22 protein-coding genes and 1 tRNA gene are annotated in these 20,360 nt (G+C 71.5%); 11 read left to right on the top strand and 12 right to left on the bottom strand.

What is annotated here, in order from left to right:
- A partial coding sequence (locus A6Q81_RS11875; protein ID WP_286690565.1) for an HNH endonuclease occupies positions 1–326 on the top strand: 326 nt, incomplete at its 5' end.
- A gap of 83 nt (positions 327–409) precedes the next feature.
- Here the strand turns inward: A6Q81_RS11875 and A6Q81_RS11870 are convergent.
- The gene (locus tag A6Q81_RS11870) at positions 410–628 is read right to left on the bottom strand and encodes a hypothetical protein (protein ID WP_286690564.1); all 219 of its coding nucleotides are present in this window, start codon (positions 626–628) and stop codon (positions 410–412) included.
- 518 nt (positions 629–1,146) lie between these two features.
- Between A6Q81_RS11870 and A6Q81_RS11865 the strand changes: the two genes are divergently transcribed.
- Positions 1,147–1,698, top strand: a complete 552-nt coding sequence (locus A6Q81_RS11865; RefSeq protein WP_286690563.1) for a hypothetical protein — start codon at positions 1,147–1,149, stop codon at positions 1,696–1,698.
- 142 nt (positions 1,699–1,840) lie between these two features.
- Here A6Q81_RS11865 and A6Q81_RS11860 read toward each other — a convergent pair whose 3' ends face one another.
- Together A6Q81_RS11860 and A6Q81_RS11855 are read right to left on the bottom strand one after the other, a co-directional pair.
- A complete protein-coding gene (locus tag A6Q81_RS11860; RefSeq protein WP_067860145.1) occupies positions 1,841–2,059 on the bottom strand; it encodes a DUF6959 family protein in 219 nt (72 codons plus the stop codon).
- Positions 2,060–2,184: 125 nt separating this feature from the next.
- Positions 2,185–2,257: transfer RNA gene (locus A6Q81_RS11855), tRNA-Lys, on the bottom strand.
- Between the two features lie 147 nt (positions 2,258–2,404).
- Here A6Q81_RS11855 and A6Q81_RS11850 point away from each other — a divergent pair.
- The 3 genes from A6Q81_RS11850 (at position 2,405) to A6Q81_RS11840 (ending at position 4,291) form a co-directional block, all read left to right on the top strand.
- Positions 2,405–2,554: a hypothetical protein gene (locus tag A6Q81_RS11850; protein WP_169795973.1), complete on the top strand. Its 150-nt coding sequence runs from the start codon at positions 2,405–2,407 to the stop codon at positions 2,552–2,554.
- A 90-nt stretch (positions 2,555–2,644) separates the two neighbouring features.
- Positions 2,645–3,262: a DUF47 domain-containing protein gene (locus A6Q81_RS11845; RefSeq protein WP_286690562.1), complete on the top strand. Its 618-nt coding sequence runs from the start codon at positions 2,645–2,647 to the stop codon at positions 3,260–3,262.
- A 3-nt stretch (positions 3,263–3,265) separates the two neighbouring features.
- Positions 3,266–4,291 (top strand): inorganic phosphate transporter, encoded by a 1,026-nt coding sequence (locus A6Q81_RS11840; RefSeq protein ID WP_286690561.1) that lies wholly within the window; start codon positions 3,266–3,268, stop codon positions 4,289–4,291.
- Positions 4,292–4,570: 279 nt separating this feature from the next.
- On the opposite strand, the gene pstB is transcribed toward A6Q81_RS11840, so the two are convergent.
- The 5 genes from pstB to A6Q81_RS11815 all read right to left on the bottom strand — a co-directional run bounded on the left by pstB (position 4,571) and on the right by A6Q81_RS11815 (position 9,617).
- Entirely contained in the window at positions 4,571–5,350 is a 780-nt protein-coding gene (gene pstB / locus A6Q81_RS11835; protein ID WP_067860139.1) for a phosphate ABC transporter ATP-binding protein PstB, read from the bottom strand.
- A 6-nt stretch (positions 5,351–5,356) separates the two neighbouring features.
- Positions 5,357–6,436, bottom strand: a complete 1,080-nt coding sequence (pstA, locus tag A6Q81_RS11830; protein WP_067860137.1) for a phosphate ABC transporter permease PstA — start codon at positions 6,434–6,436, stop codon at positions 5,357–5,359.
- Positions 6,436–7,386 (bottom strand): phosphate ABC transporter permease subunit PstC, encoded by a 951-nt coding sequence (gene pstC, locus A6Q81_RS11825; RefSeq protein ID WP_067860135.1) that lies wholly within the window; start codon positions 7,384–7,386, stop codon positions 6,436–6,438. The genes pstA and pstC overlap by 1 nt, the downstream gene beginning before the upstream one ends.
- A gap of 94 nt (positions 7,387–7,480) precedes the next feature.
- Complete coding sequence (gene pstS / locus A6Q81_RS11820; protein WP_067860133.1) at positions 7,481–8,578, bottom strand: phosphate ABC transporter substrate-binding protein PstS; 1,098 nt, start codon at positions 8,576–8,578, stop codon at positions 7,481–7,483.
- A gap of 127 nt (positions 8,579–8,705) precedes the next feature.
- Positions 8,706–9,617: an NUDIX hydrolase gene (locus A6Q81_RS11815; protein ID WP_286690560.1), complete on the bottom strand. Its 912-nt coding sequence runs from the start codon at positions 9,615–9,617 to the stop codon at positions 8,706–8,708.
- 64 nt (positions 9,618–9,681) lie between these two features.
- Between A6Q81_RS11815 and A6Q81_RS11810 the strand changes: the two genes are divergently transcribed.
- Positions 9,682–10,707: a hypothetical protein gene (locus A6Q81_RS11810; RefSeq protein WP_286690559.1), complete on the top strand. Its 1,026-nt coding sequence runs from the start codon at positions 9,682–9,684 to the stop codon at positions 10,705–10,707.
- A 440-nt stretch (positions 10,708–11,147) separates the two neighbouring features.
- Here the strand turns inward: A6Q81_RS11810 and A6Q81_RS11805 are convergent, their stop codons facing one another.
- Positions 11,148–13,289 (bottom strand): RNA degradosome polyphosphate kinase, encoded by a 2,142-nt coding sequence (locus A6Q81_RS11805; RefSeq protein ID WP_502692817.1) that lies wholly within the window; start codon positions 13,287–13,289, stop codon positions 11,148–11,150.
- Between the two features lie 135 nt (positions 13,290–13,424).
- On the opposite strand from A6Q81_RS11805, the gene A6Q81_RS11800 reads away from it, so the two are divergent.
- A complete protein-coding gene (locus A6Q81_RS11800) occupies positions 13,425–14,471 on the top strand; it encodes an alpha/beta hydrolase (RefSeq protein ID WP_286690558.1) in 1,047 nt (348 codons plus the stop codon).
- On the opposite strand, the gene mshD is transcribed toward A6Q81_RS11800, so the two are convergent.
- The 3 genes from mshD to A6Q81_RS11785 are packed head-to-tail and all read right to left on the bottom strand — an operon-like array spanning position 14,464 to position 17,732.
- The gene (gene mshD, locus A6Q81_RS11795) at positions 14,464–15,504 is read right to left on the bottom strand and encodes a mycothiol synthase (RefSeq protein WP_286690557.1); all 1,041 of its coding nucleotides are present in this window, start codon (positions 15,502–15,504) and stop codon (positions 14,464–14,466) included. The two genes, A6Q81_RS11800 and mshD, sit on opposite strands and share 8 nt — an antisense overlap.
- A gap of 10 nt (positions 15,505–15,514) precedes the next feature.
- Positions 15,515–16,981 (bottom strand): carboxyl transferase domain-containing protein, encoded by a 1,467-nt coding sequence (locus A6Q81_RS11790; protein ID WP_067860125.1) that lies wholly within the window; start codon positions 16,979–16,981, stop codon positions 15,515–15,517.
- 10 nt (positions 16,982–16,991) lie between these two features.
- Entirely contained in the window at positions 16,992–17,732 is a 741-nt protein-coding gene (locus tag A6Q81_RS11785; RefSeq protein WP_067860123.1) for a winged helix-turn-helix transcriptional regulator, read from the bottom strand.
- A gap of 199 nt (positions 17,733–17,931) precedes the next feature.
- Between A6Q81_RS11785 and A6Q81_RS11780 the strand changes: the two genes are divergently transcribed.
- The 4 genes from A6Q81_RS11780 to A6Q81_RS11765 all read left to right on the top strand — a co-directional run bounded on the left by A6Q81_RS11780 (position 17,932) and on the right by A6Q81_RS11765 (position 20,244).
- Positions 17,932–18,183 (top strand): MoaD/ThiS family protein, encoded by a 252-nt coding sequence (locus A6Q81_RS11780; protein ID WP_236749749.1) that lies wholly within the window; start codon positions 17,932–17,934, stop codon positions 18,181–18,183.
- An 80-nt stretch (positions 18,184–18,263) separates the two neighbouring features.
- Positions 18,264–19,064: a hypothetical protein gene (locus A6Q81_RS11775; RefSeq protein ID WP_286690556.1), complete on the top strand. Its 801-nt coding sequence runs from the start codon at positions 18,264–18,266 to the stop codon at positions 19,062–19,064.
- 63 nt (positions 19,065–19,127) lie between these two features.
- Positions 19,128–19,610 carry a thioredoxin family protein gene (locus tag A6Q81_RS11770; protein WP_286690555.1) on the top strand — a complete coding sequence of 161 codons (483 nt, stop codon included), beginning with the start codon at positions 19,128–19,130 and terminating at the stop codon, positions 19,608–19,610.
- Between the two features lie 106 nt (positions 19,611–19,716).
- Complete coding sequence (locus A6Q81_RS11765) at positions 19,717–20,244, top strand: phenolic acid decarboxylase (protein WP_067860114.1); 528 nt, start codon at positions 19,717–19,719, stop codon at positions 20,242–20,244.
- Positions 20,245–20,360: the final 116 nt, after the last annotated feature.

Raw genomic sequence — 20,360 nt, 5'->3', positions numbered from 1 at the left:
CCCCCATCCTCACCGCCGGCAAGCACACCGTCCTCGACGTCGGCCGCACCCACCGCCTCGCCACACCCCACCAACGAAAAGCCGTCGTCAACCGACAAGACGGAACCTGCGCCGGACCCGGCTGCCACGGACCCGTCGTCCACGTCCACCACATCGAGTACTGGTCCGACGGCGGCCCCACCGACCTCGCCAACCTCATCGGGCTCTGTCCGAGATGTCACGCAGCGGTGCACCAGGGGTTCTTCACCATCGACCCCGACACGCACCAGACCCACCGCACCCTGCGCACCCGACGCACCAACGCCCGTCGCACCCGAGCCGGCTGACCTCGACGGCACTCAGCCGGGTGGCACGACGAGAGACGTGTTGCTCGAACGGTGGTGGCGGTGCGCAGCCAGCTCGCCGGGGCTTACTCGATCACCTCGACGTCGAGACGGCCCGCGCGAACGATGATCTTGAAGCTCAGGAAGTCGAGGAGGAACGTCCGCCACCCGTCCCACCGGAGCTCGCACAGCTCGTCGTTCGGGTCGTCGGGGGAGTAGCTCGCCTCGGTCGTCCAGTCGGTCACCACCGCGTCGACGAATCGCACCCGCGTCGACGGGCCGTCGTCCGACGACGGGGGCAGCACCAGCGTCAGGGTCGGGACGGGGACGAAGGTGTAGGCGAAGTGCTCGATGCGGAGGTGGTGGGTGTACGGCTGGCTGCCGTCGGGCAGGAGGAGGTCGGCCGGTCGCCGCTGGCCGCAGCGTCCGCCAGCGACCCTGGTTCCACACCGGTGACCTCGGTGCGGGGGAGCGCGGGCTGTGCTGGACCTGACGAGCGCGGCGCGGGCCAGCCCGCCAGGTCGGGCGGGTAGCCGATCTCACCGCTGGGACCGACCCAGAACCGCAGTGGCGGGACGTACGTCGGGTTTCGGCGGGCCGACCGTCGAGCTCTCCTGGACATGTGTCGACCTCGTTCACGAGATGAGGGCGGGCGACAGACAGCCGCGCGCCGTCCCCTCGGCTGAGGCAACCGACCAGGATGGCCGCGTCCGACGCTTCTTGTCAATGACGGCAGCTGTCCTGCGGCGGTACGCGGTCTTGGCCGTGGCGAGCGTTCGGTCCGGTGGGTGCGACGCAGGCCGGTGAGCCCTAGCCTTCGGTCATGGATCGACTGGGCGTGCAGACGAGTCGCGTCGCACTCCTCGACGGCGACCAGCGTTCGCGACAGGACGAGTCTGCGACGGCAGTCCTGGAGTGGACGATCAACGGAGTTCCTCTCGGGGAGATCGTCGGCGACCCCACCTCGACGACGCCCCTCTACGCTGCGGCGGACGAGGACCAGCGGCGCGAGCTGCTGCTGCGTCTGCGCGGTGACCGCTCCGATCTGCCGACGTTCGTCCCGCGCTTCGAACGCACCCGACTCGACCGGTTGCTCGGGCGTCAGGGGACGCCGTGGGCGCCCTTCGGACCCGCATTCGAGGACGGTCGCGTCGTGCTCCTCGAGTGCCCCTGCGGGGACCTGGACTGCGGCGCGCTGACGACCGAGGTCGTCGTCGGTGACGACGCGGTCGAGTGGCGCGAGATCGGCTGGCAGGTCACGTACGAGCCGTTCGCCGGTTACAACGCCGAGGTCTGGTCCGCCCGCTTCGACCGCTCCCAGTACGTCGCAGTGATCGACGACGTCCTCGCCATGGACTGGTCGCAGGTGCAGTGATTCCGTCCGCGACGTCCGCGGCGCGGGAAGGTGCCCGGCTCGAGCTGGGCGTTGAGCAGGTGCTCGTCGGCGGAGTTCCGCGCCTCGGCGATCGGAGCGGCGAGCGCGGTCGACCGCTCACCTGCCGTCGTGTCGTCGCCGATCAGTACGGCAGTCTCAGGCCACGCTGAGCCATGAGCTCCTCGTACGTGGCTATCCAGTCCCGGACGGTCTCTAGTGCGAAGCTCTCCGGGGCTTCTTCCTCCAAGTCGGAGAGCAAGATCCGCAACGTGTCTCCTTGGATCAACAGTCCGGGAAACTTCCGTCCGAGGTCTCGAGCCAGCTGGACGTTCCCTGCGCGACCCAAGGCCTCGATCTCCATGGAACAACCATCCCGCACTTCCGCGTCGCGCGTTGCGTCGTCGCCGGACGACAGAGCAGGGGCGCTCTCGGTTCGGCCTCGCCGCGCCGGATCCGCTTCGGGCGCGACGAGAACGACGGCATCGGTAGGCCCCGTGGGACTCGAACCCACAACCCGCGGATTAAAAGTCCGCTGCTCTGCCAGTTGAGCTAGAGGCCCTGGCGAGGCCCAGTCTGCCAGCGTCGGGACGGGACGTGGGGCGGGCGCCCCAATCGTGCGAAGCCGGCCCGACAGGTAAGACGGCGCGTTACCCTGGAAGCACCGTCCCCCGGCGGTTCCCCACCCCTGCCAGCAGTGGAGCTTCTCGTGCTCGAGCCCCTCGACGATCGTCTCCGTGACGACGACGTGCTCGACGAGATCGAGCTGACCAGCCGGCTCATCATCGCCGCGTCCGGGCGCGAGACGCCCATGTCGCAGGCGGAGATCGACGCGTTCCTCGGCCTCGACGTCCACTGACCCGTTCTCGGGAGTCCAGCCGATTGACACCCGGTGAACGCCAGCACCTACAGTTGTCTCGGCTTGAACCGACCCGACAGGAGCCTTGGAGTGCGATTCCGCATCCGTCCGGTGGAGACCACCTTCTACGACCTCTTCGCCGAGTCGGCGTCGCACCTGGTCGACGGGGCCAACCTGCTCGCGCAGGTGCTCGACCCCGACGTCGACCGCACCGCCCTCGCCGAGCAGATGCGCGACGCCGAGCACCAGGCCGACGAGACGACCCACAAGATCGTCAAGCGGGTCAACTCCACGTTCGTGACCCCGTTCGACCGTGAGGACATCTACCGCCTCGCGAGCAGCCTCGACGACGTCATGGACTTCATGGAGGAGACCGTCGACCTCATCGGGCTCTACGAGATCAAGGAGCTGCCCGCGCAGTTGGCCGCGCAGGTCGAGGTGCTCCAGCGCGCCTGCCAGCTCACCGCCGAGGCCATGCCGCGCCTGCGCACCATGAAGGACCTCGAGGAGTACTGGATCGAGATCAACCGGCTCGAGAACCAGGGCGACCGCTCCTACCGACGCATCCTCGCCGACCTCTTCGGCGGCGGCTACAAGTCGCTCGAGGTGCTCAAGCTCAAGGACGTCGTCGACTCCCTGGAGCACGCCATCGACGCACTCGAGTCGGTCGCCAACACGGTGGAGCAGATCGCCGTCAAGGAGTCCTGAGCCATGGACCTCGTCCTGGCGATGGTGATCGCCGTCGTCGTCATCGCGCTCGTCTTCGACTACACGAACGGGTTCCACGACGCCGCCAACGCGATCGCCACCTCGATCTCCACGCGCGCCCTCACACCGCGCATCGCGCTGGCCATGGCCGCCGTCCTCAACTTCGTCGGTGCGCTGCTCGGCGTGGGCGTCGCGCAGACCATCCAAGGCATCATCGACATCGACTCCCAGGTGTCGTCGGGCGTGTCCATCGACCGCGCCCACGGCCTGACGATCGTGCTCGCCGCGCTCGTCGGCGCCATCACCTGGAACCTCATCACCTGGTACTTCGGCATCCCGTCGTCGTCGTCGCACGCCCTCATCGGAGGCATCGTCGGTGCCGGTGCGGCGTCGTCGACGACCGTCGACTGGGGCACGCTGGTGGAGAAGGTCGCCATCCCGATGGTCGCCTCGCCGCTCATCGGCTTCGTCGGGGCGTTCGCCCTGATGACCGCCATCATGTGGATCTTCCGGCGCGCCAACCCCGGCAAGGTCAGCCGCGGCTTTCGGCACGCGCAGACCGTCTCCGCCGCGGGCATGTCGCTCGGCCACGGTCTGCAGGACGCGCAGAAGACGATGGGCGTCATCGTCCTCGCCCTGGTCGCCGGCGGGTTCGAAGACGGCTCCGACGTGCCCCTGTGGGTCATCGTCGCCGCCGCCTCCGCCATCGCGGCTGGCACCTACTCCGGCGGCTGGCGCATCATGCGCACCCTCGGCCGTCGCATCATCGACCTCGACCCGCCCCGCGGCTTCGCCGCCGAGGGCGTGGCCGCGACCGTCCTGTACGTCATGGCCATCGGCCTGCACGCCCCCGTCTCGACGACCCACACGATCACCTCGGCGATCATGGGCTCCGGCGCCACCAAGCGGTTCAGCGCCGTCCGGTGGGGCGTGGCCAAGGGCATCGTCACCGCCTGGATCGTCACCATCCCGGCCGCCGCCGGCGTGGCGGCCGCGTTCTACTTCGTCGCCCGCCTCTTCCTCCCCTAGCTGGCGCCCTGTGGAAGATTCCCAGGTCGACCTGGGAATCGGTGATGTGCACGGCTTGCTTTCCGTGCGCGGCTGAGGAAACCGTGCCAAGTGGGAGATTCCCAGGTCGACCTGGGAATCTGCTCCCCCACACGCGACGACGCCCGCTCCCGGGAGGGGGAGCGGGCGTCGTGGGCTTGCGGGGGTCTGGACTCTTCCTAGGTCTCGATATAGCGAGGCGCCTTCGGCGCGCACCACTCGACCTGGCTGACCCGCTCGGGCGCTGAGCGCCCGTCGGGGTCAGCCAAACCGACCCTGGATGTAGGCCTCGGTGGCCTCCTCGTCGGGGTTGGAGAAGATCTTCTCCGTCCGGCCCGACTCGACCAGCTTGCCGGGCTTGCCGACACCGGAGAGGTTGAAGAACGCCGTCTCGTCCGACACCCGCGCAGCCTGCTGCATGTTGTGGGTGACGATGACGATCGTGTACTTCTCCTTGAGCTCGTGGATCAGGTCCTCGATGACGCTCGTCGAGATCGGGTCGAGGGCCGAGCACGGCTCGTCCATGAGCAGCACCTCGGGCTCCACCGAGATGGCCCGCGCGATGCACAGACGCTGCTGCTGACCGCCCGACAGGCCCGAGCCGGGACGCGAGAGACGGTCCTTCACCTCGGCCCACAGGCCGGCACTGCGCAGCGAGCGCTCGACGATCGCGTCGGACTCGGACTTCTTCATCCGCTTGCTGTTCAGCTTCTGGCCCGCGAGGACGTTGTCGTAGATCGACATCGTCGGGAACGGGTTCGGACGCTGGAAGACCATGCCGACCATGCGACGCACGTTCACCGGGTCCATCTCGTCGGCGTAGAGGTCCTCGCCGTCGATCAGCACCTTGCCCTGCACGTGCGCGCCGGGGATGACCTCGTGCATGCGGTTCAGCGACCGCAGGAAGGTCGACTTGCCGCAGCCCGACGGGCCGATGAAGGCGGTCACGGACCGCGCCGGGATGGCGATGTTGACGCCCTCCACGGCGAGGAAGTCGCCGTAGTAGATGTTGAGGTCGGAGACGTCGATGCTCTTGGCCATCGGGGTTTACCTTTCGCCCTTGGGAGAGAAGAAGAAGGACACGAGCCGGGCGACGAGGTTCAGCAGCATGACGATGACGAGCAGCGTGAGCGCGGCGCCCCACCCTCGGTCGATGCTGAACTCCGGGGGGACGCCCGGGAAGCGGATGGAGGTGTAGGCGAACACCGGCAGGGTGGCCATGCGTCCGTCGAACAGGTTGAAGTTCGTGGAGTCCGTGGCGCCGGCGATGATCAGCAGGGGAGCGGTCTCGCCGATCACGCGCGCGATCGCGAGGGTCACACCGGTGACGATACCGGCGAGTGCCGTCGGCACCACGACCTTGGCGATCGTGCGCCACTGGGGCACACCCAGCGCGAGCGACGCCTCGCGCAGCTCGTTCGGCACAAGCTTCAGCATCTCCTCGCTCGAGCGGACGACCACCGGGATCATCAGCACCGAGAGGGCCACCGAGCCGCCGATGCCCATGCGGACGCCCTCGCCGAAGAACAGGACGAACAGGGCGTAGGCGAACAGACCGGCCACGATCGACGGGATGCCGGTCATCACGTCGACGAGGAAGCGGATGCCCTTGGAGACCCGGTTCCCGTCGCCGTACTCGACGATGTAGATCGCCGTGAACAGGCCGATCGGGACGCTGATCAGGGTCGCGGCCCCGGTGATCAGCAGGGTGCCCATGATCGCGTGGTAGATGCCGCCGCCCTCGCCGACGACGTTGCGCATCGAGAAGGTCAGGAACTCGCCCGACATCACCGACAGGCCGCGCGAGAAGACGGTCCAGATGATGCTGCCGAGCGGGATGAGCGCGAGGCCGAACGCCGAGTAGACGAGCAGCGTGACGAGCCGGTCGGTCGCCTTGCGGGAGCCCTCGACGACGCGCGACCAGATCGGCAGCGCGAACGTGAGCAGCCAGCCCAGCAGCACACCGCGGACGATGCCGAGGCTGCTCAGGGCACCCAGCACCGCGACGGTGGCGGCGATGCCCACGACGACGCGGGGCGCCCACAGGGGCAGCGTGTTGCCGCGCAGGGAGCTCAGGAGCTCCTCGGCGTCACGGTCACGCTGGGGACGGGGGTCGGTGGTGGTCATCAGTTGGCTCCCGAGAAGTCCTTGCGCCGGTCGACGATCGCGCGGGCGGCGAAGTTGACGGCGAAGGTGATGACGAACAGGACGAGGCCGGAGGCGATCAGCGCGTTGACCGTGAGTCCGCTGGCCTCGGGGAAGCTGAGCGCGATGTTGGACGCGATGGTGTTCGGGTTGGTCGAGCTGATGAGGTTCGGGGTGACGACCAGCGCGGGCGACAGCACCATGGCGACGGCCATGGTCTCGCCCAGCGCGCGGCCGAGACCCAGCATGGACGCCGAGACGATGCCCGAGCGTGCGTAGGGGAAGACGGCCATGCGGACCATCTCCCAGCGGGTCGCGCCGAGCGCGAGCGCGGCCTCCTGGTGCAGGCGCGGCGTCTGCAGGAAGATCTCGCGGCAGATGGCGGTCACGATCGGCAGGACCATGATCGCGAGCACGATGCCGGCGGTGAGGATCGTGCTGCCGGTGGCCGACGGCGGGCCCGCGAACAGCGGGATGAAGCCCAGGTTCTCGAACAGCCAGCGGTAGAACGGCACGATCGTCGGCGCGAGGAAGATGATGCCCCAGGCGCCGTAGACGACGCTGGGCACGGCCGCGAGCAGGTCGATCACGTACCCGAAGACCGCGCTGAGCCGACGCGGCGAGAAGTGGGAGATGAACAGCGCCACCCCGATCGCCACGGGGACGGCCAGCACGAGCGCGATGACGGCCGCGAGGAGCGTGCCGTAGATCAGGGGGCCGACGTACGCGGGGAACGAGAGCCCGCTCTTCACCTCGTCGGCCGAGGCGGTGACGCCGGGGATGCCCTCGGCCGTCAGGAAGATGGCGACGCCCGCGAGCGTCAGCAGGATGACGAGGGCGGCGCCGAAGGAGATGCCGAAGAACACTCGGTCGCCGGGGCGCGTCGGGGTTCGGCGGGCCTTGGCGGGCTCGGGGGCGAGCTGCGAGGTCACGACGGTCCTTCCCAGTGCTTGGAGGGGTGGTGGTGGAGCAGGTCCGGTCCCCGCCCCTGCCCTCGAAGGGACAGGCGGCGGGGACCGGATCCGATCAGCTGGCGGCCTTGATGGCCTTGACGGCCTCGGCGACCTTGCCCGAGAACTCCGACGTCAGCGGGGCGGAGCCGGCCTTGTCGGCGGCCTCCTTCTGACCCTCCTCGCTGGTGACGTACTCGAGCCAGCCCTTGACGAGGTCGGCCTTGGCGGCGTCGTCGTAGGACTCACAACCGATCATGTACGACACGAGGACGATCGGGTAGACCCCGGACTCCTCCGTCTTGCGGTCGATGTCGAGCGCGATGTCGGTGGCGTCGCGGCCCTCGACCTGCGTGGCGGTGTCGAGCACCTTGGCGGCGGCCTCGGGGGTGACCTCGGTGTACTCGTCGCCGACCTTCACCTTGGCCTTGTCGAGGTCGCCGGCCTGCGACTCGTCGGCGTAGCCGATCGTGCCGGAGCCGTTGGTGACGGACTGGACGACGCCCGACGTGCCCTGGGCGGCCTCGCCACCCTTGATCGGCCAGGTCTCGACCTCGCCGCCGGTCCACGAGCCACCGGAGGCGGCGTCGAGGTAGGCGGTGAAGTTCTTCGTGGTGCCCGAGTCGTCCGAGCGGTGCACCGGCGTGATGTCGGTGTCCGGGAGCGTGGCGTCGGGGTTGTCGGCCTTGATGGCCGCGTCGTTCCACTTGGTGATCTTGCCCTCGAAGATGCCGCCGATGGTGGCGGGGGAGAGCTGCAGGTCGTCGACGCCGTCGAGGTTGTAGATGACCGCGATCGGGCTGACGTAGGTGGGGACCTCGACGACCGGACCGTTGCAACGCTCCTTGGCCTGCGCGAGCTCGTCGTCGTCCAGGTAGGCGTCGGAGCCGGCGAAGTCGACACCGCCGGCGATGAACTGCTCGCGGCCCGCGCCGGAGCCGGCCGGGTCGTAGTTGACGGTCACGTCGCTGTTGGCGGTCTGGAACGCGGCGGTCCAGGCGTCGACGGCGGCCTCCTGCGAGCTGGCGCCGGCGCCGTTGAGGGTGCCGGAGAGCGAGGAGTCGGAGCCGGAGCCCGAGCCGCCCTCGTTGGACGCGCCGCAGGCGGAGAGTCCGAGAGCGAGGGTGAGGGCGAGCGCCGCGGGGGCGGCGACGCGCAGCGTGGTGCGGTTCACAGGGGGTGTCCCTTCGATGATCACAGGCTTCTGTCGTCGGCGACGCTAAGGAGCAGAGGTGTATCGGGGGTCCTCCGTGGGTGAACGCAGGGTGAACGACGAGCGAAGGATGGGCTCCCGTCGCAGGTCAGCGGGGTGATGCAGGTCTCCCCAACGGTTCATCTGCGACGACCACGCCTCGACGCAGATGCAGCACCACGCCCTCGCCCGGAGCCAGCTCCGGAGCGTCCAGCCCGAGGGCCTCGAAGACCCACGGCAGGGTCGGCCGGTGTCCGCAGACGACGGCCGGCGACTTCTCCGCGAGCACGTCGGCGACCGCGCGACGCACGTCGTCCTCGGTCGTCTCCTCCGACAGCCGGGCGTCGTGCCGCAGCTCGAGACCGTGGTGCTCGGCGTAGGGCGCGACGGTGTCGACGCAGCGTCGCGCCGGGCTCGACACGACCCGGCGCACGCCATAGGCCTCGAGCAGCGGCACGAGGGCGTCGGCCCGGCCACGACCGCTCGGCGTGAGGGGACGCAGCAGGTCGTCGCGACGCCAGTGCTCACGCGCCTTCGCCTTCCCGTGACGCACCACCACGAGCGTGCGGGTCCGGTGCGCCTTCACGTCACGCAGGGCCAGGAACGCGTCGAGGAGGTCGAGGTCGTGCTCGTAGCTGAGCAGCCTGCGGGCGTCGCCCGGGCGCACCCAGCGCAGGTCGTCGATCTCGCGGTTCGGCGTGAAGGGCGTCGCGGTCTCGCCGACCACGCGGGCCGCCCAGTAGCTCACCCGCTTCGGGCCGCCGGCCACGCGGTAGCGGGTGTCGGGGAGCGGGTGGCCGAGCCGGACGAGCTGGGCGGTCTCCTCCGCCACCTCGCGCACGGCGGTGGCGACGAGGTCCTCGCCCGGGTCCGGCTTGCCCTTGGGGAAGGTCCAGTCGTCATAGCGCGGACGGTGGACGAGGAGCACCTCGACGCCCCGCTTCCCCGACGAGCCCGGACGCGGCGCGCAGCGCCTCCAGGTGACGGCTCCGGCGGCGGTCAGCGGACGTTCACGTGCCATGCCTCGTATTGTTCACGTCCTAGGTGTCCGGACGGTGACGGGCCGATGCGCGAGGAGGTGTGCGGTGCTCCGACGGGTGCGCGACCCGCTGGTCGCGGTCGTGGTGCTGGCCGTCGTGATCGCCGCGGGCTGGTGGGTCTCGGGCACCGCCCGGGCGGAGGTGCGCAGCCCGCTCGCTGCCGCCCTCGCTGCCGCCCCTGCGGGCACGACCGTGCTCGGCCTCACCGACTGGCAGCGCATCCGCGACGTCGGCTCGGACGACCCCGGCGCGCGCGACCTCACCACCCGGTCGGTGCTCGACGACCTCGGCGACGCCGTCCCGAACGCGCTCGGCTGGTCGAGCGACGACGTGGCGTGGGAGGCGTACGTGCAGGACCCGACGGCTGCGGGCGTGCTCGTCGTCGCGCCAGGTCCGGACCTGTCCTGGAGCCGGCTCGAGGCGGGCTTCCGGCGCGCCGGCTTCGCCGACGCGGGCGGCGGGCGCTGGACCGCGTCGGCGGAGGTGCTGGGGACGACCGGGTTGGGCGACCAGCTCGCCGACGTGCGGCTCCTGCGGCGCGCCGGGCTGCTGGTCGCGGGGTCGGACTCCGCCGCGGTCGAGAAGGTCGTCCGTGCCGCGACGGGTCGCGCGCCCGCACTGACGTCGGTGCGTCGCGCTGTCGACACGGCCGCGCCGCTGGCGGACGCCGACACGGTGCTGCTGCAGGCCGGCTCGCTCGGGTGCGAGGACGCGGCCGTCCCGGCCGAGTCGGCGGACCAGGCGGAGGCCGCCCAGGCGCGCGCCGGACGGCTCGCCGGCTACGTCTACAGCGGCCGGGCGCTCACCGACGGAGGCGGTTCCGGTCCGAGCGCGCAGACCGCGACCTTCGCGATGACGTTCGACGACGTCGCCCGTGCGCGTCGTCAGGCGCCGGTGCGCGAACGGCTCGCCACGGGTCCGTTCGTCGGACGCTCCGGCCAGGTCGAGGACGAGCTGCGCGACCCGGAGGTCGCGGTCGACCAGGCCACCGTGAGCCTGTCCTTCGACCGCTCCGCCGACGGCACCGTCCTCATGCTCGGCACCGGCGCCCTCCTCTTCGCCGCCTGCTGACGACCAGCAGAACCCTCCGCTGGTCGAGTAGACGACGCTGCGACGAAGGAGCTGGCGGTGGCGTATCGAGACCACTCCAAGCGTTCGCTGGGGGTCGGCTCGCGCTGGGCCGTTGCCGGGTGGTCTCGATACGCAGGGACTTCGCACGCTCGTCCCTGCTACTCGACCAGCGGAACCCTCCGCTGGTCGAGTGCCTCCACGAGCGCCAGCGAGGGGAGGTGTATCGAGACCACTCTGGGCGTTCGCTGGGAGCCGGCTCGCGCTGGGCCGTTGCCGGGTGGTCTCGATACGCGGCACGGCGCTCCTTCGTCGCGCGTGCCGCTACTCGACCAGCGGTGGGTTCCGCTGGTCGAGTAGTCGCCTCCGCCGAGGGACGAGACGTGAGGTGACGTATCGAGACCACCCCACGCAGACGCTGGGGGTCGGGTGACGCGGTGCTGTCAGGAGAGGCGGCTGCGGCGCTTCCTCGCGCGGGCGATGAGCTCGGCCTGGACGTCGCGGCCCGAGGGGTGGCGGGTCCAGGTGCCGTCGGCGCCGAGGTGCCAGGAGCTGGTCTCGTCGTCGGCCATGCGCTCGAGCAGGTCGCCGAGCACCTGCGTGTGCTCCTCGCTCGGCACCCGCACCAGCACCTCGACGCGACGGTCGAGGTTGCGGTGCATCAGGTCGGCCGACCCGATCCAGGCCTCCGGCTCGCCTCCGCCGCCGAACCAGTACACGCGGCTGTGCTCGAGGAAGCGACCGAGGACGCTGCGGACCTCGATGTTCTCGCTCAGCCCCGGCACGCCCGGACGCAGGGTGCAGATCCCGCGGATGACCAGGCGCACGGGCACGCCCGCGCGCGACGCCTCGTACAGCCCGTCGATGACGGCCTCGTCGACGAGCGAGTTCACCTTGAACGCGATCCCTGCGGGTCGGCCGGCGCGGTGATGGGCGATCTCCTGGTGGATGCGCTCGAGCAGACCCTCGCGCAGGCCCGACGGCGCCACCATGAGGCTCCGGTAGTCGCCCTGCTGCGCGAACCCGGACAGCGAGTTGAACAGCTCGAGCAGGTCGTTCGTGATGTCCGGGTCGCTCGTGAGGAGCCCGAAGTCCTCGTACAGGCGGGCCGTCTTCGGGTTGTAGTTGCCGGTGCCGAGGTGGGCGTAGCGGCGCAGGCCGTCGGGCTCCGCGCGGACGACCAGCGCCAGCTTGCAGTGCGTCTTCAGGCCGACGAGGCCGTACACGACGTGGCAGCCGGCGCGCTCGAGCTTGCGGGCCCAGCGGATGTTGGCCTGCTCGTCGAAGCGCGCCTTGATCTCGACCAGCACGAGCACCTGCTTGCCGGCGCGGGCGGCGTCGACGAGCGAGTCGATGATGGGCGAGTCGCCCGACGTGCGGTAGAGGGTCTGCTTGATCGCGAGCACGTGCGGGTCGGCGGCGGCCTGCTCGATGAACCTCTGCACGCTGGTGGCGAACGAGTCGTACGGGTGGTGCACGAGGACGTCGCGCCGACGCAGCGTGCCGAACAGGTCGGCCGGGCTGGCGGTCTCGACCTCGGCCAGGTGCTCGTGGGTGCCGGGCACGAACGGGTCGAACTTGAGCTCCGGACGGTCCAGGTCGGCGATCTCGCCGAGGCTGCGCAGGTCGAGCGGACCCTGCAGGCGGAAGACCTCGCCGTGGCGGATGCCGAGCTCGGTGACGAGCAGGTCGAGCACCTCCTCGTCGATCGACTCCTCGACCTCCAGGCGCACCGGCGGGCCGAAGCGACGGCGCAGCAGCTCCTTCTCGAGCGCCTTGAGGAGGTTCTCCGCGTCGTCCTCCTCGACCTCGAGGTCCTCGTTGCGGGTCACGCGGAAGACGTGGTGGGCGACGATCTCCATGCCCGGGAACAGCAGGTCGAGGTGCGCGGCGATGACGTCCTCGAGGGGCACGTGGCGGCCGGCGCTCGTGACCATCCAGCGGTCGATGATCGGCGGCACCTTCACCCGCGCGAAGTGCTGCTTGCCGGTCTCGGGGTTGCGCAGGACGAGGGCGAGGTTCAGCGATAGGCCCGAGATGTACGGGAACGGGTGGGCGGGGTCGACGGCCAGCGGGGTGAGCACCGGGAAGACGCGCTCGCGGTAGGTGGCGGCGACCTCCTCGCGCTCCTGCGCGTCGAGGTCGTCCCAGCGGACGAGGTGGATGCCGGCGTCGGCGAGCGCGGGCACGACGTCGTCGACGAAGGTCCGCGCCTGCTCGACCATCAGACGGTGGCTGGCCTCGAGGCTGTTGGCGAGCACGTCCTTGGGGTGGAAGCCGCTCGCGGACGGCACCGCCACGCCGGCCGCGATGCGGCGCTTGAGGCCGGCGATGCGGACCATGAAGAACTCGTCGAGGTTGCTGCCGAAGATCGACAGGAACCGCACCCGCTCGAGCAGCGGTAGGTGGGGGTCCTGGGCGAGCTCCAGCACGCGGGCGTTGAACGCGATCCACGACAGCTCCCGGTCGAGGAACCGGTCGGCCGGCAGCGCGTCGTCGACGGGCTCGTACGGCGGGTCGACGTCGAACTCGTCGGGCGACGAGGGGTTCTCGACCGCAGGCAGGTCCAGATCGGTGGTGTCCACGCGGACATTGTGGCAAGACGACGTGAACGTCGTCTGAACGACGCAGCTGTCCGTCTCGCAGGGCGTGGCAGACGGGGTCGCCGCGTTGCGTGGCGAAGCGCCCCGTCGGGGGCGGTGGCGCGCTATGTTGCGCGCATGGTGACGACGTCGGACCTGCTGGCGCTGGTGCAGGCCAAGGGTGCCCAGGCCCTCTTCTCCCTCCCGACCCCGGCCGTCCGGCGGCTCGCCGGCCGACCGGTCGAGGTCGACGGGCGCACGCTCGACCCCGAGATGCAGCTGCTGCTGCGGGTGATGGGTCTCAACGGTCCGGCGGTGGAGACGCTGTCGATCACCCGCGGCCGTCGCGTGTACACCGAGGCGTTCCGGATGCTGGGCGGTCGTCAGCCCGTCGGCGCGGTCACCGACCGCACGATCGACGGGCCGGAGGGTCCGGTCGGCCTGCGCTTCTACACGCCGCGCGGGCTCAGCGGCCGGTCGCCGGCGCTCGTCTACCTGCACGGCGGCGGCTGGGTCTACGGCGACCTGGACGCGTACGACGCCGTGTGCTCCTTCCTCGCCGAGGAGGCGCAGGTGCGGGTCGTCTCGGTCGACTACCGGCTGGCTCCCGAGGCGCAGTTCCCTGCCGGGTTCGACGACGTCTGGGCGGCGTGGCGGTGGGTCACCGAGCACGCGCCGGGCCTCGGCATCGAGCCGGGCGCGATCGCGATCGGCGGCGACAGCGCCGGAGGCAACCTGTCGGCGCTCGTCGCGCAGCACGCGGCCCGGTCCGACGACGTCGTCGCGCCCGCGTTCCAGCTGCTGATCTACCCGGCCACCGACTTCGTCGAGGAGCGGCCCAGCCGGACCCGTCTCGGCGAGGGCTTCCTGCTCACCAAGGCGTTCATGGACCTGTGCGAGGAGAACTACCTCGCGGGCGACGAGGACCGCGCCGACGACCGGCTCTCACCGCTGCGTCAGGACGCGCACGGCGTGGCGCCCGCCTACGTCGTGACCGCCGGCTTCGACCCGCTGCGCGACGAGGGCACGGCCTACGCCGAGCACCTGCGCGCGGCGGGCGTGCAGGTCGAGCACGTGGAGGAGAGCGGGCTCATCCACGGCTTCGCCAACATGGTCGGCATCGGGCGCTCGGCGCCGCGCGCCATGCGTCGCGCTGCGGCGGCCCTGCAGCGCGGGCTCAGCTAGCCGAGGGCCGCGCGTAGAGCACGTCGCGCGCCCGCTCGACGAAGCCGAGCCTGCGGTACACCGCGAGCGCGGGGCCGTTGTCGCCCTCGACGTAGAGGTCGACGACGTCCACGCCCGAATCGGCCAGGTGTCGCAGCCCGCGGGCGGTGAGCGCCGTGCCGAGCCCGCCGCCGTGGTGGTCGGGATCGACGCCGACGACGTACACCTCGCCGACCGGCGGCTCGCCCCAGGCGGGGGCCTCGACCTTCGTCCAGTGGAACCCGACCACCTGGCCCTGCTCGTCCTCGGCGACGAAGAGGCCCTCGGGGTCGAACCAGTCGCTGGCGGCGCGCCGGTCGAAGTCGGCGCGGTCCATCGCACCCTGCTCCGGGTGGTGGGCGAAGGCGCGACCGTTGACGCGGACGACGGCGTCGGCGTCGTCGGGCCGGAACGTGCGGATGGTGGTGCCGGCGGGGACCTGCTCGACGACCGGCTCGCCGCCCTCGCGGCGCAGCACGAGCAGGGTGCGGACCGGCTCGAGCCCGAGCGACGACGCGAGCGCCTGCGCCGCGGGCAGGTCTCCGTGCGCCCAGAACCGGTGCTCCCCGGCGTCGAGCAGCTCGCTCACGAGGGCGCGACCGCGACCTTGGCGCCGGTGGTCGGGGTGCACCGCGAGCTCCACCGGAGCGTCGCCCACGGCGACGGCGGCTGCGACGCCACCGTCGAGCACCCGGTCGACGCGCAGCGGGTCACCGGCGCCGACGGCGAGGCGGGTGGCCTCGTTGAACGGCTCCACCCCGTCGGTCTGGTGGGCGGCGTGGTTCAGGGCCAGCAGCTCGTGGTCGTCCGCGGGCTCCTCGCCGGCGGTGGCGGGTGCTGCCGGGGTGGAGGTCGTGGGCTCGGTCTCGCCGCGCTGGGACTCGGCGAGCGCGACGCCGATCGCGAGGAACGCGCCGGCCCAGACAGGGTTGCCGGTGACGAACGTGAACAGGACGCCGACGACCGTCCAGACGAGCACCATGCCGCCGTACCGACGGTCGCGAGAGTTCTTCACCCGCCCCAGCCTAGGCGTGGGTCGAGGGGAGACCGTTCGCGCCGCGGGCGTCGAGCAGCCCGCGCAGCTGGTGGCCGACCTCCGCCGCGACCGCACGCGCCAGGGCCTCGGGCGAGTCGTCCTCCGGCTCGGGCACGACGTGGTGCACGGTGCCGGTCTCCTGCAGGTCGAGGGCCGAGACGCGCTGCTGCTGCGCCATCTGCGGTGCGTGGTCGACGTCGCCGTGCACGATCGCGCTGGCCCCCTCGGGCGGCAGCGGCGACAGCCACGCGTTCTCGGTGGCGACCACGACGTCGGCGGGCAGCAGGGCGAGGGCCCCGCCTCCGCTGCCCTGGCCGAGGAGCACGGACACCGACGGCACCTCCAGCGTCGACATCGCGGCGATGCAGCGGGCGATCTCGCCGGCGATCGCCCCCTCCTCAGCGCCGGGCGACAGCTCCGCGCCCGGGGTGTCGATCAGGGAGACGAGCGGCAGGCCCAGCTCGGCGGCCAGGCGCATGCCGCGCCGCGCCTCGCGCAGCGCCGCCGGGCCCATCGGGTTGGCCGGGGTCTGGGTGGTGCGGTCCTGCCCGACCACCACGCACGGCACGCCGTCGAGCCTGGCGAACGCCACCAGCATCGCGGTGTCGCGCTCGCCCTCCTCGGTGCCCTGGAGCCGCACGGTGGCGTCGCTGCCGTGGCGCAGCACGTCGCGCGCGCCCACCCGCGGCTCGGCGCGGGTGATCTCGATCGACTCCCACGTGCCGTGACGCCGCGGCGTGCCCGGCTCGACGCCCGGACGTCGGGTGCGGGTCGCGTCGGTGACGGGGTCGACGAGCAGGCCGAGCGCACGGTCGACGACGGACGGCAGCTCCTCGTGCAGCACGACGGAGTCGACGATGCCGCGTCGGGCGAGGTTCTCGCTGACCTGGACCCCGGACGGGAACGGTCGCCCCTCCAGCAGCTCGTAGACCTTCGGCCCCAAGAACCCCACGAGAGCGCCGGGCTCGGCCACCGTGATGTGGCCCAGCGACCCCCACGACGCGAACACGCCGCCCGTGGTCGGGTGCCGCAGGTGCACGAGGTACGGCAGGCCGGCGGCGCGGTGGTCCATGATCGCGCGGGAGATGTCGACCATGTGCACGAACGCGGGCGTGCCCTCCTGCATGCGCGTGCCACCCGAGGCGGTCGAGGCGAGCAGCGGCAGGCCCTCGGCCGTGGCACGCCGGACGGCCGAGACGATGCGCTGTGCCGCGGCACGACCGATCGAGCCGGCGAGGAACCCGAACTCGTTGAGGACGAACGCGACCGGGCGGCCGCGGACGAGACCGCGACCGGTGATGATCGACTCGTCGCAGCCCGAGCGCTGTGCCGCCTTCTCGACGGCCGCACGGTAGTCCGGTGAGTATCCGGACACGTCGATCGGCTGGTCCCAGGACTCGTAGGTGCCCTCGTCGAGGACCAGCGCGACCAGGTCCAGCGCGCTGATGCGGTCCATCCGGCGTCCGCTACGCGCGGGCGCCCGGCCCGGGCACCGACGTGCTGCGGCGCGCGGCCGGCTCGTCGGCCTCCGCCGTCGTCGCGACGAAGCGGTAGCCGACGTTGCGCACGGTGCCGATCAGCGTCTCGTGCTCGGTGCCCAGCTTGGCGCGCAGCCGTCGGACGTGGACGTCGACCGTGCGGGTGCCGCCGAAGTAGTCGTAGCCCCACACCTCCTGCAGCAGCTGCTGGCGGGTGAAGACCCGGCCCGGGTGCTGGGCGAGGAACTTCAGGAGCTCGAACTCCTTGAACGTGAGGTCGAGCGTGCGGTTCTCCAGCTTGGCCGTGTAGGTGGCCTCGTCGACGACGAGACCGCTGGAGGCGATGACGTGGGAGTCGTCCTCGGCGCCCTGGCCGGCGGCCACGCGGCCGATGGCCAGCCGCAGCCGGGCCTCCAGCTCCGCCGGGCCGGCGGTCGTGAGGATGACGTCGTCCATGCCCCAGTCGGAGGCGGCGACGGCGAGTCCGCCCTCGGTGAGGATCAGCACCAGGGGGCACTCGATCCCCGTGGTGCGGATGACGCGGGTGAGGCTGCGGACCTGCGCGAGGTCGTGGCGGCCGTCGACGAGGACGGCGTCGGAGGGTGGCGCGTCGATGAGCGCGCTGGCCTCCGCCGGGAGGATCTTGACGTGGTGGGGCAGCAGCGCGAGGGCGGGCAGCACCTCCACCGAGGACTGGGTGCTCTTGGTCAGGAGCAAGAGGTGTGACACTGCGGTCCCTCCGTCGGTCCGCCGCGGGCGCCGTGCCCGCGGCTCGCACTTATGACAAGAGGCCAGGTGAAATCACCGTGGCCTCGTCGCATGCCCCAGACTAGTGCATGTGTCGGACGAATCACCACGAGGTGTCGCGAAAGAGAACGACGTCACACCGGCAGGTGACCGGCAGGCGGACGGGGCGTCGACGCCCGTGGTGACGGTGCGCTACTGGGCTGCGGCGCGGGCCGCGGCCGGGGTCGAGAGCGAGCAGGTGTCGGCCGGCACCCTCGCGGAGGCCGTCGACGAGGCGGTGCGCCGACACGACGGCGACCAGCGGCTGCGCGCCGTGCTCGACATGTGCTCCGTCCTCGTGGGGGAGGTGCCCGTCGGGCGTCGCGACCGCACCCAGGTGGGTCTCGACGACGGGGCTCTCGTGGAGTTCCTGCCGCCGTTCGCCGGCGGCTGAGCGCTGGGCCCTGAGTCCTGGGCCCTGAGTCCTGGGCCGAGCGGAGCGGGGCGCACCCCGACGCCTGGCATCATGCGAGGATGCCTCGACTCGCCCCGTCCCTGCTCTCGGCCGCCCTGGCGGGGCTGCTGGCGCTCGCGGTCGCCACGGACGAGCTGTGGCTCGTCGCGGTCGGCGTCCTCGTCGTGCAGGTGCTCGTCGGCACGGCGCCCGCCCACGGTGCGGGTGAGCGTCCGCGGCCGACGACCTTCGTGCCCGTCGTCGCGGGCAGCGTCGTCGCCACCGCCGTCGCCTGGGACCCGCAGCTGCTGCGGGGCACCGACGGCACCGTGGCGACCGAGGACGCGTTGATCTCGGCCGGCGTGTTCTCCGGCGTCATGCTCGGGTCGGCGGTGGTCGTCTTCGCCGGATTGGTGGGGCAGATGCTGCGCCGCGACGGCCGCGAGGACCTCGTGCGGGCCGTGGCTGCCACCGTGCTCGTCGGCGTCGTCGCCACGTGCGCCGCCGGATGGGTGGCAGCGTCGGGGGAGTCGGCCTCGATCGACGTCGTCGCGATGGCCGCCGCAGCGCTCTCCGTGGCCCTCCTGGTGTGGTCGGTGCCCGGCGACCGGGTGCTGCTCGGGTCGGCTGCGGTGACGGCGGGTGCACTCACCGGCGTGCTCGTCTCCGCGACCGTCGACGGCATCGGCACGTGGGTGCTGGGGCTCGCGGTCGGTGGCGCCGCGGCCGGGTGCGCCCTCCTCGGGCAGGTGCTGGGGCGTGCCTGGAGCATCGGGGCGCTGCCCGGTCCGCAGACGTGGGCCTTCCCGGCGGCGGTGTCGGTGGCGCTCGTCGGGCCTGCGGTGCACGTCGGGGCGTCGCTGGCGGTGCTCACCGTCTAGGGCCCGTGTTCCGCCCCGTCGGACGCCGAGGTGGGGCGACCGGCGGCGGCGTAGCCTGGAGGAGTGACCGGTGTGATCGTCCTGCTCGTCGCCCTCGCAGCGACCGGCCTCGTGGCCTTGCTGCTGCGACGTCGTGACGGTCGGTTCTCCACCCCCGCGTCCGCCGCGCCAGCGTCGTCGGTGGCCGTCGGGGGAGTGCAGGAGCCGGACCCGGGTGCGTCGCCCGACGTGCCGACGGAGCCGCGCGAGGTGCTCACGGCGGAGGAGATCGGCGGCCCGCTGGGTGACCGGCTGACCTTCGTCCAGTTCTCGAGCGCCTTCTGCAGCCCCTGTCGTGCCACACGTGCTCTCCTGAGCGACGTCGTGGCGACCCGTCCCGACGTCGCCCACGTCGAGGTCGACGCCGAGTCCCACCTCGACCTGGTGCGCCGGCTGAACATCATGCGCACCCCGACGGTCCTCGTCGTCGGGCCCGACGGGACGGTGCTCAGCCGGGCCTCGGGCCTGCCGCGCCGCGACCAGGTGCTCGCCGTCCTCGACGCCTGAGCGCGCTCTGGTCGGCTAGGTGCCGGACCTGGGGGCGGGGTGTCGGCGTCCGCCCTCGTCGAGCTCGGGCAGGTGGGCCCATCTCGTCGGTGCGAGAGTTGGAGGCATGGGAACCCGCACGAGCATCGAGCACCCCGCCCCCGAGCAGGACCTGGACGCGATCGTCGGCCACCGGCTCATCTACACGTACGCCAACGGCTGGCAGTACGAGATGTACGTCAAGAACGCCACGACGATCGACTACCGGATCCACACCGGCATGGTCGGGGGCCGTTGGGTGAAGGACCAGGAGGTCGACCTCGTCGGGCTGGGCCGCGGGGTCTTCAAGGTCTCGTGGAACGAGCCGACCGGCACCAGCGTCGTCGTGAACATCGTGCCCGAGGACCGCGTCCTGCACGGCACGATCTTCTTCCCGCACTGGATCGAGCTCGACGGATCCCGGACGGTCCTGTTCCAGAACGACCACCTCGACGACATGCGCCGGTTCCGCGACGAGGGGCCGACCTACCCCGTCTACGTCGTGCCGGAGTTCGCGCACATCACCCTCTTCGAGCACGTCGGCACCGACGACGAGACCGTCATCGACACCGCGCCCGGCGACCTGCCGCCCGGCTTCGCCGACCGGAGCAACTGACGCGGAACCGCATTCCGTGGGGTCGAGGTCGGGGGTGGCTTCTCGGTCGGTCTGCGGCTGCGTCGGCGTGGGTTGGTGCTCGGGTGGGGCTGCGTCGGCGCGGCTCAGTGTGGGTG

Source organism: Aeromicrobium sp. REDSEA-S38_B2 (genome assembly GCF_001628525.1).
GTDB lineage: Bacteria > Actinomycetota > Actinomycetes > Propionibacteriales > Nocardioidaceae > Aeromicrobium > Aeromicrobium erythreum.
This window is presented reverse-complemented; position numbering and strand designations above follow the sequence as displayed.

Excerpts from the sequence above, each read along its gene's own strand:
- A6Q81_RS11775 (WP_286690556.1), top strand. The coding sequence starts at position 18,264 with ATGCCTCGACTCGCCCCGTCCCTGCTCTCGGCCGCCCTGGCGGGGCTG.
- A6Q81_RS11840 (WP_286690561.1), top strand. The coding sequence starts at position 3,266 with ATGGACCTCGTCCTGGCGATGGTGATCGCCGTCGTCGTCATCGCGCTC.
- pstA (WP_067860137.1), bottom strand. The coding sequence starts at position 6,436 with ATGACCACCACCGACCCCCGTCCCCAGCGTGACCGTGACGCCGAGGAG.
- A6Q81_RS11865 (WP_286690563.1), top strand. The coding sequence starts at position 1,147 with ATGGATCGACTGGGCGTGCAGACGAGTCGCGTCGCACTCCTCGACGGC.
- A6Q81_RS11790 (WP_067860125.1), bottom strand. The coding sequence starts at position 16,981 with ATGGACCGCATCAGCGCGCTGGACCTGGTCGCGCTGGTCCTCGACGAG.
- A6Q81_RS11815 (WP_286690560.1), bottom strand. The coding sequence starts at position 9,617 with ATGGCACGTGAACGTCCGCTGACCGCCGCCGGAGCCGTCACCTGGAGG.
- A6Q81_RS11860 (WP_067860145.1), bottom strand. The coding sequence starts at position 2,059 with ATGGAGATCGAGGCCTTGGGTCGCGCAGGGAACGTCCAGCTGGCTCGA.
- A6Q81_RS11765 (WP_067860114.1), top strand. The coding sequence starts at position 19,717 with ATGGGAACCCGCACGAGCATCGAGCACCCCGCCCCCGAGCAGGACCTG.
- pstB (WP_067860139.1), bottom strand. The coding sequence starts at position 5,350 with ATGGCCAAGAGCATCGACGTCTCCGACCTCAACATCTACTACGGCGAC.
- A6Q81_RS11800 (WP_286690558.1), top strand. The coding sequence starts at position 13,425 with ATGGTGACGACGTCGGACCTGCTGGCGCTGGTGCAGGCCAAGGGTGCC.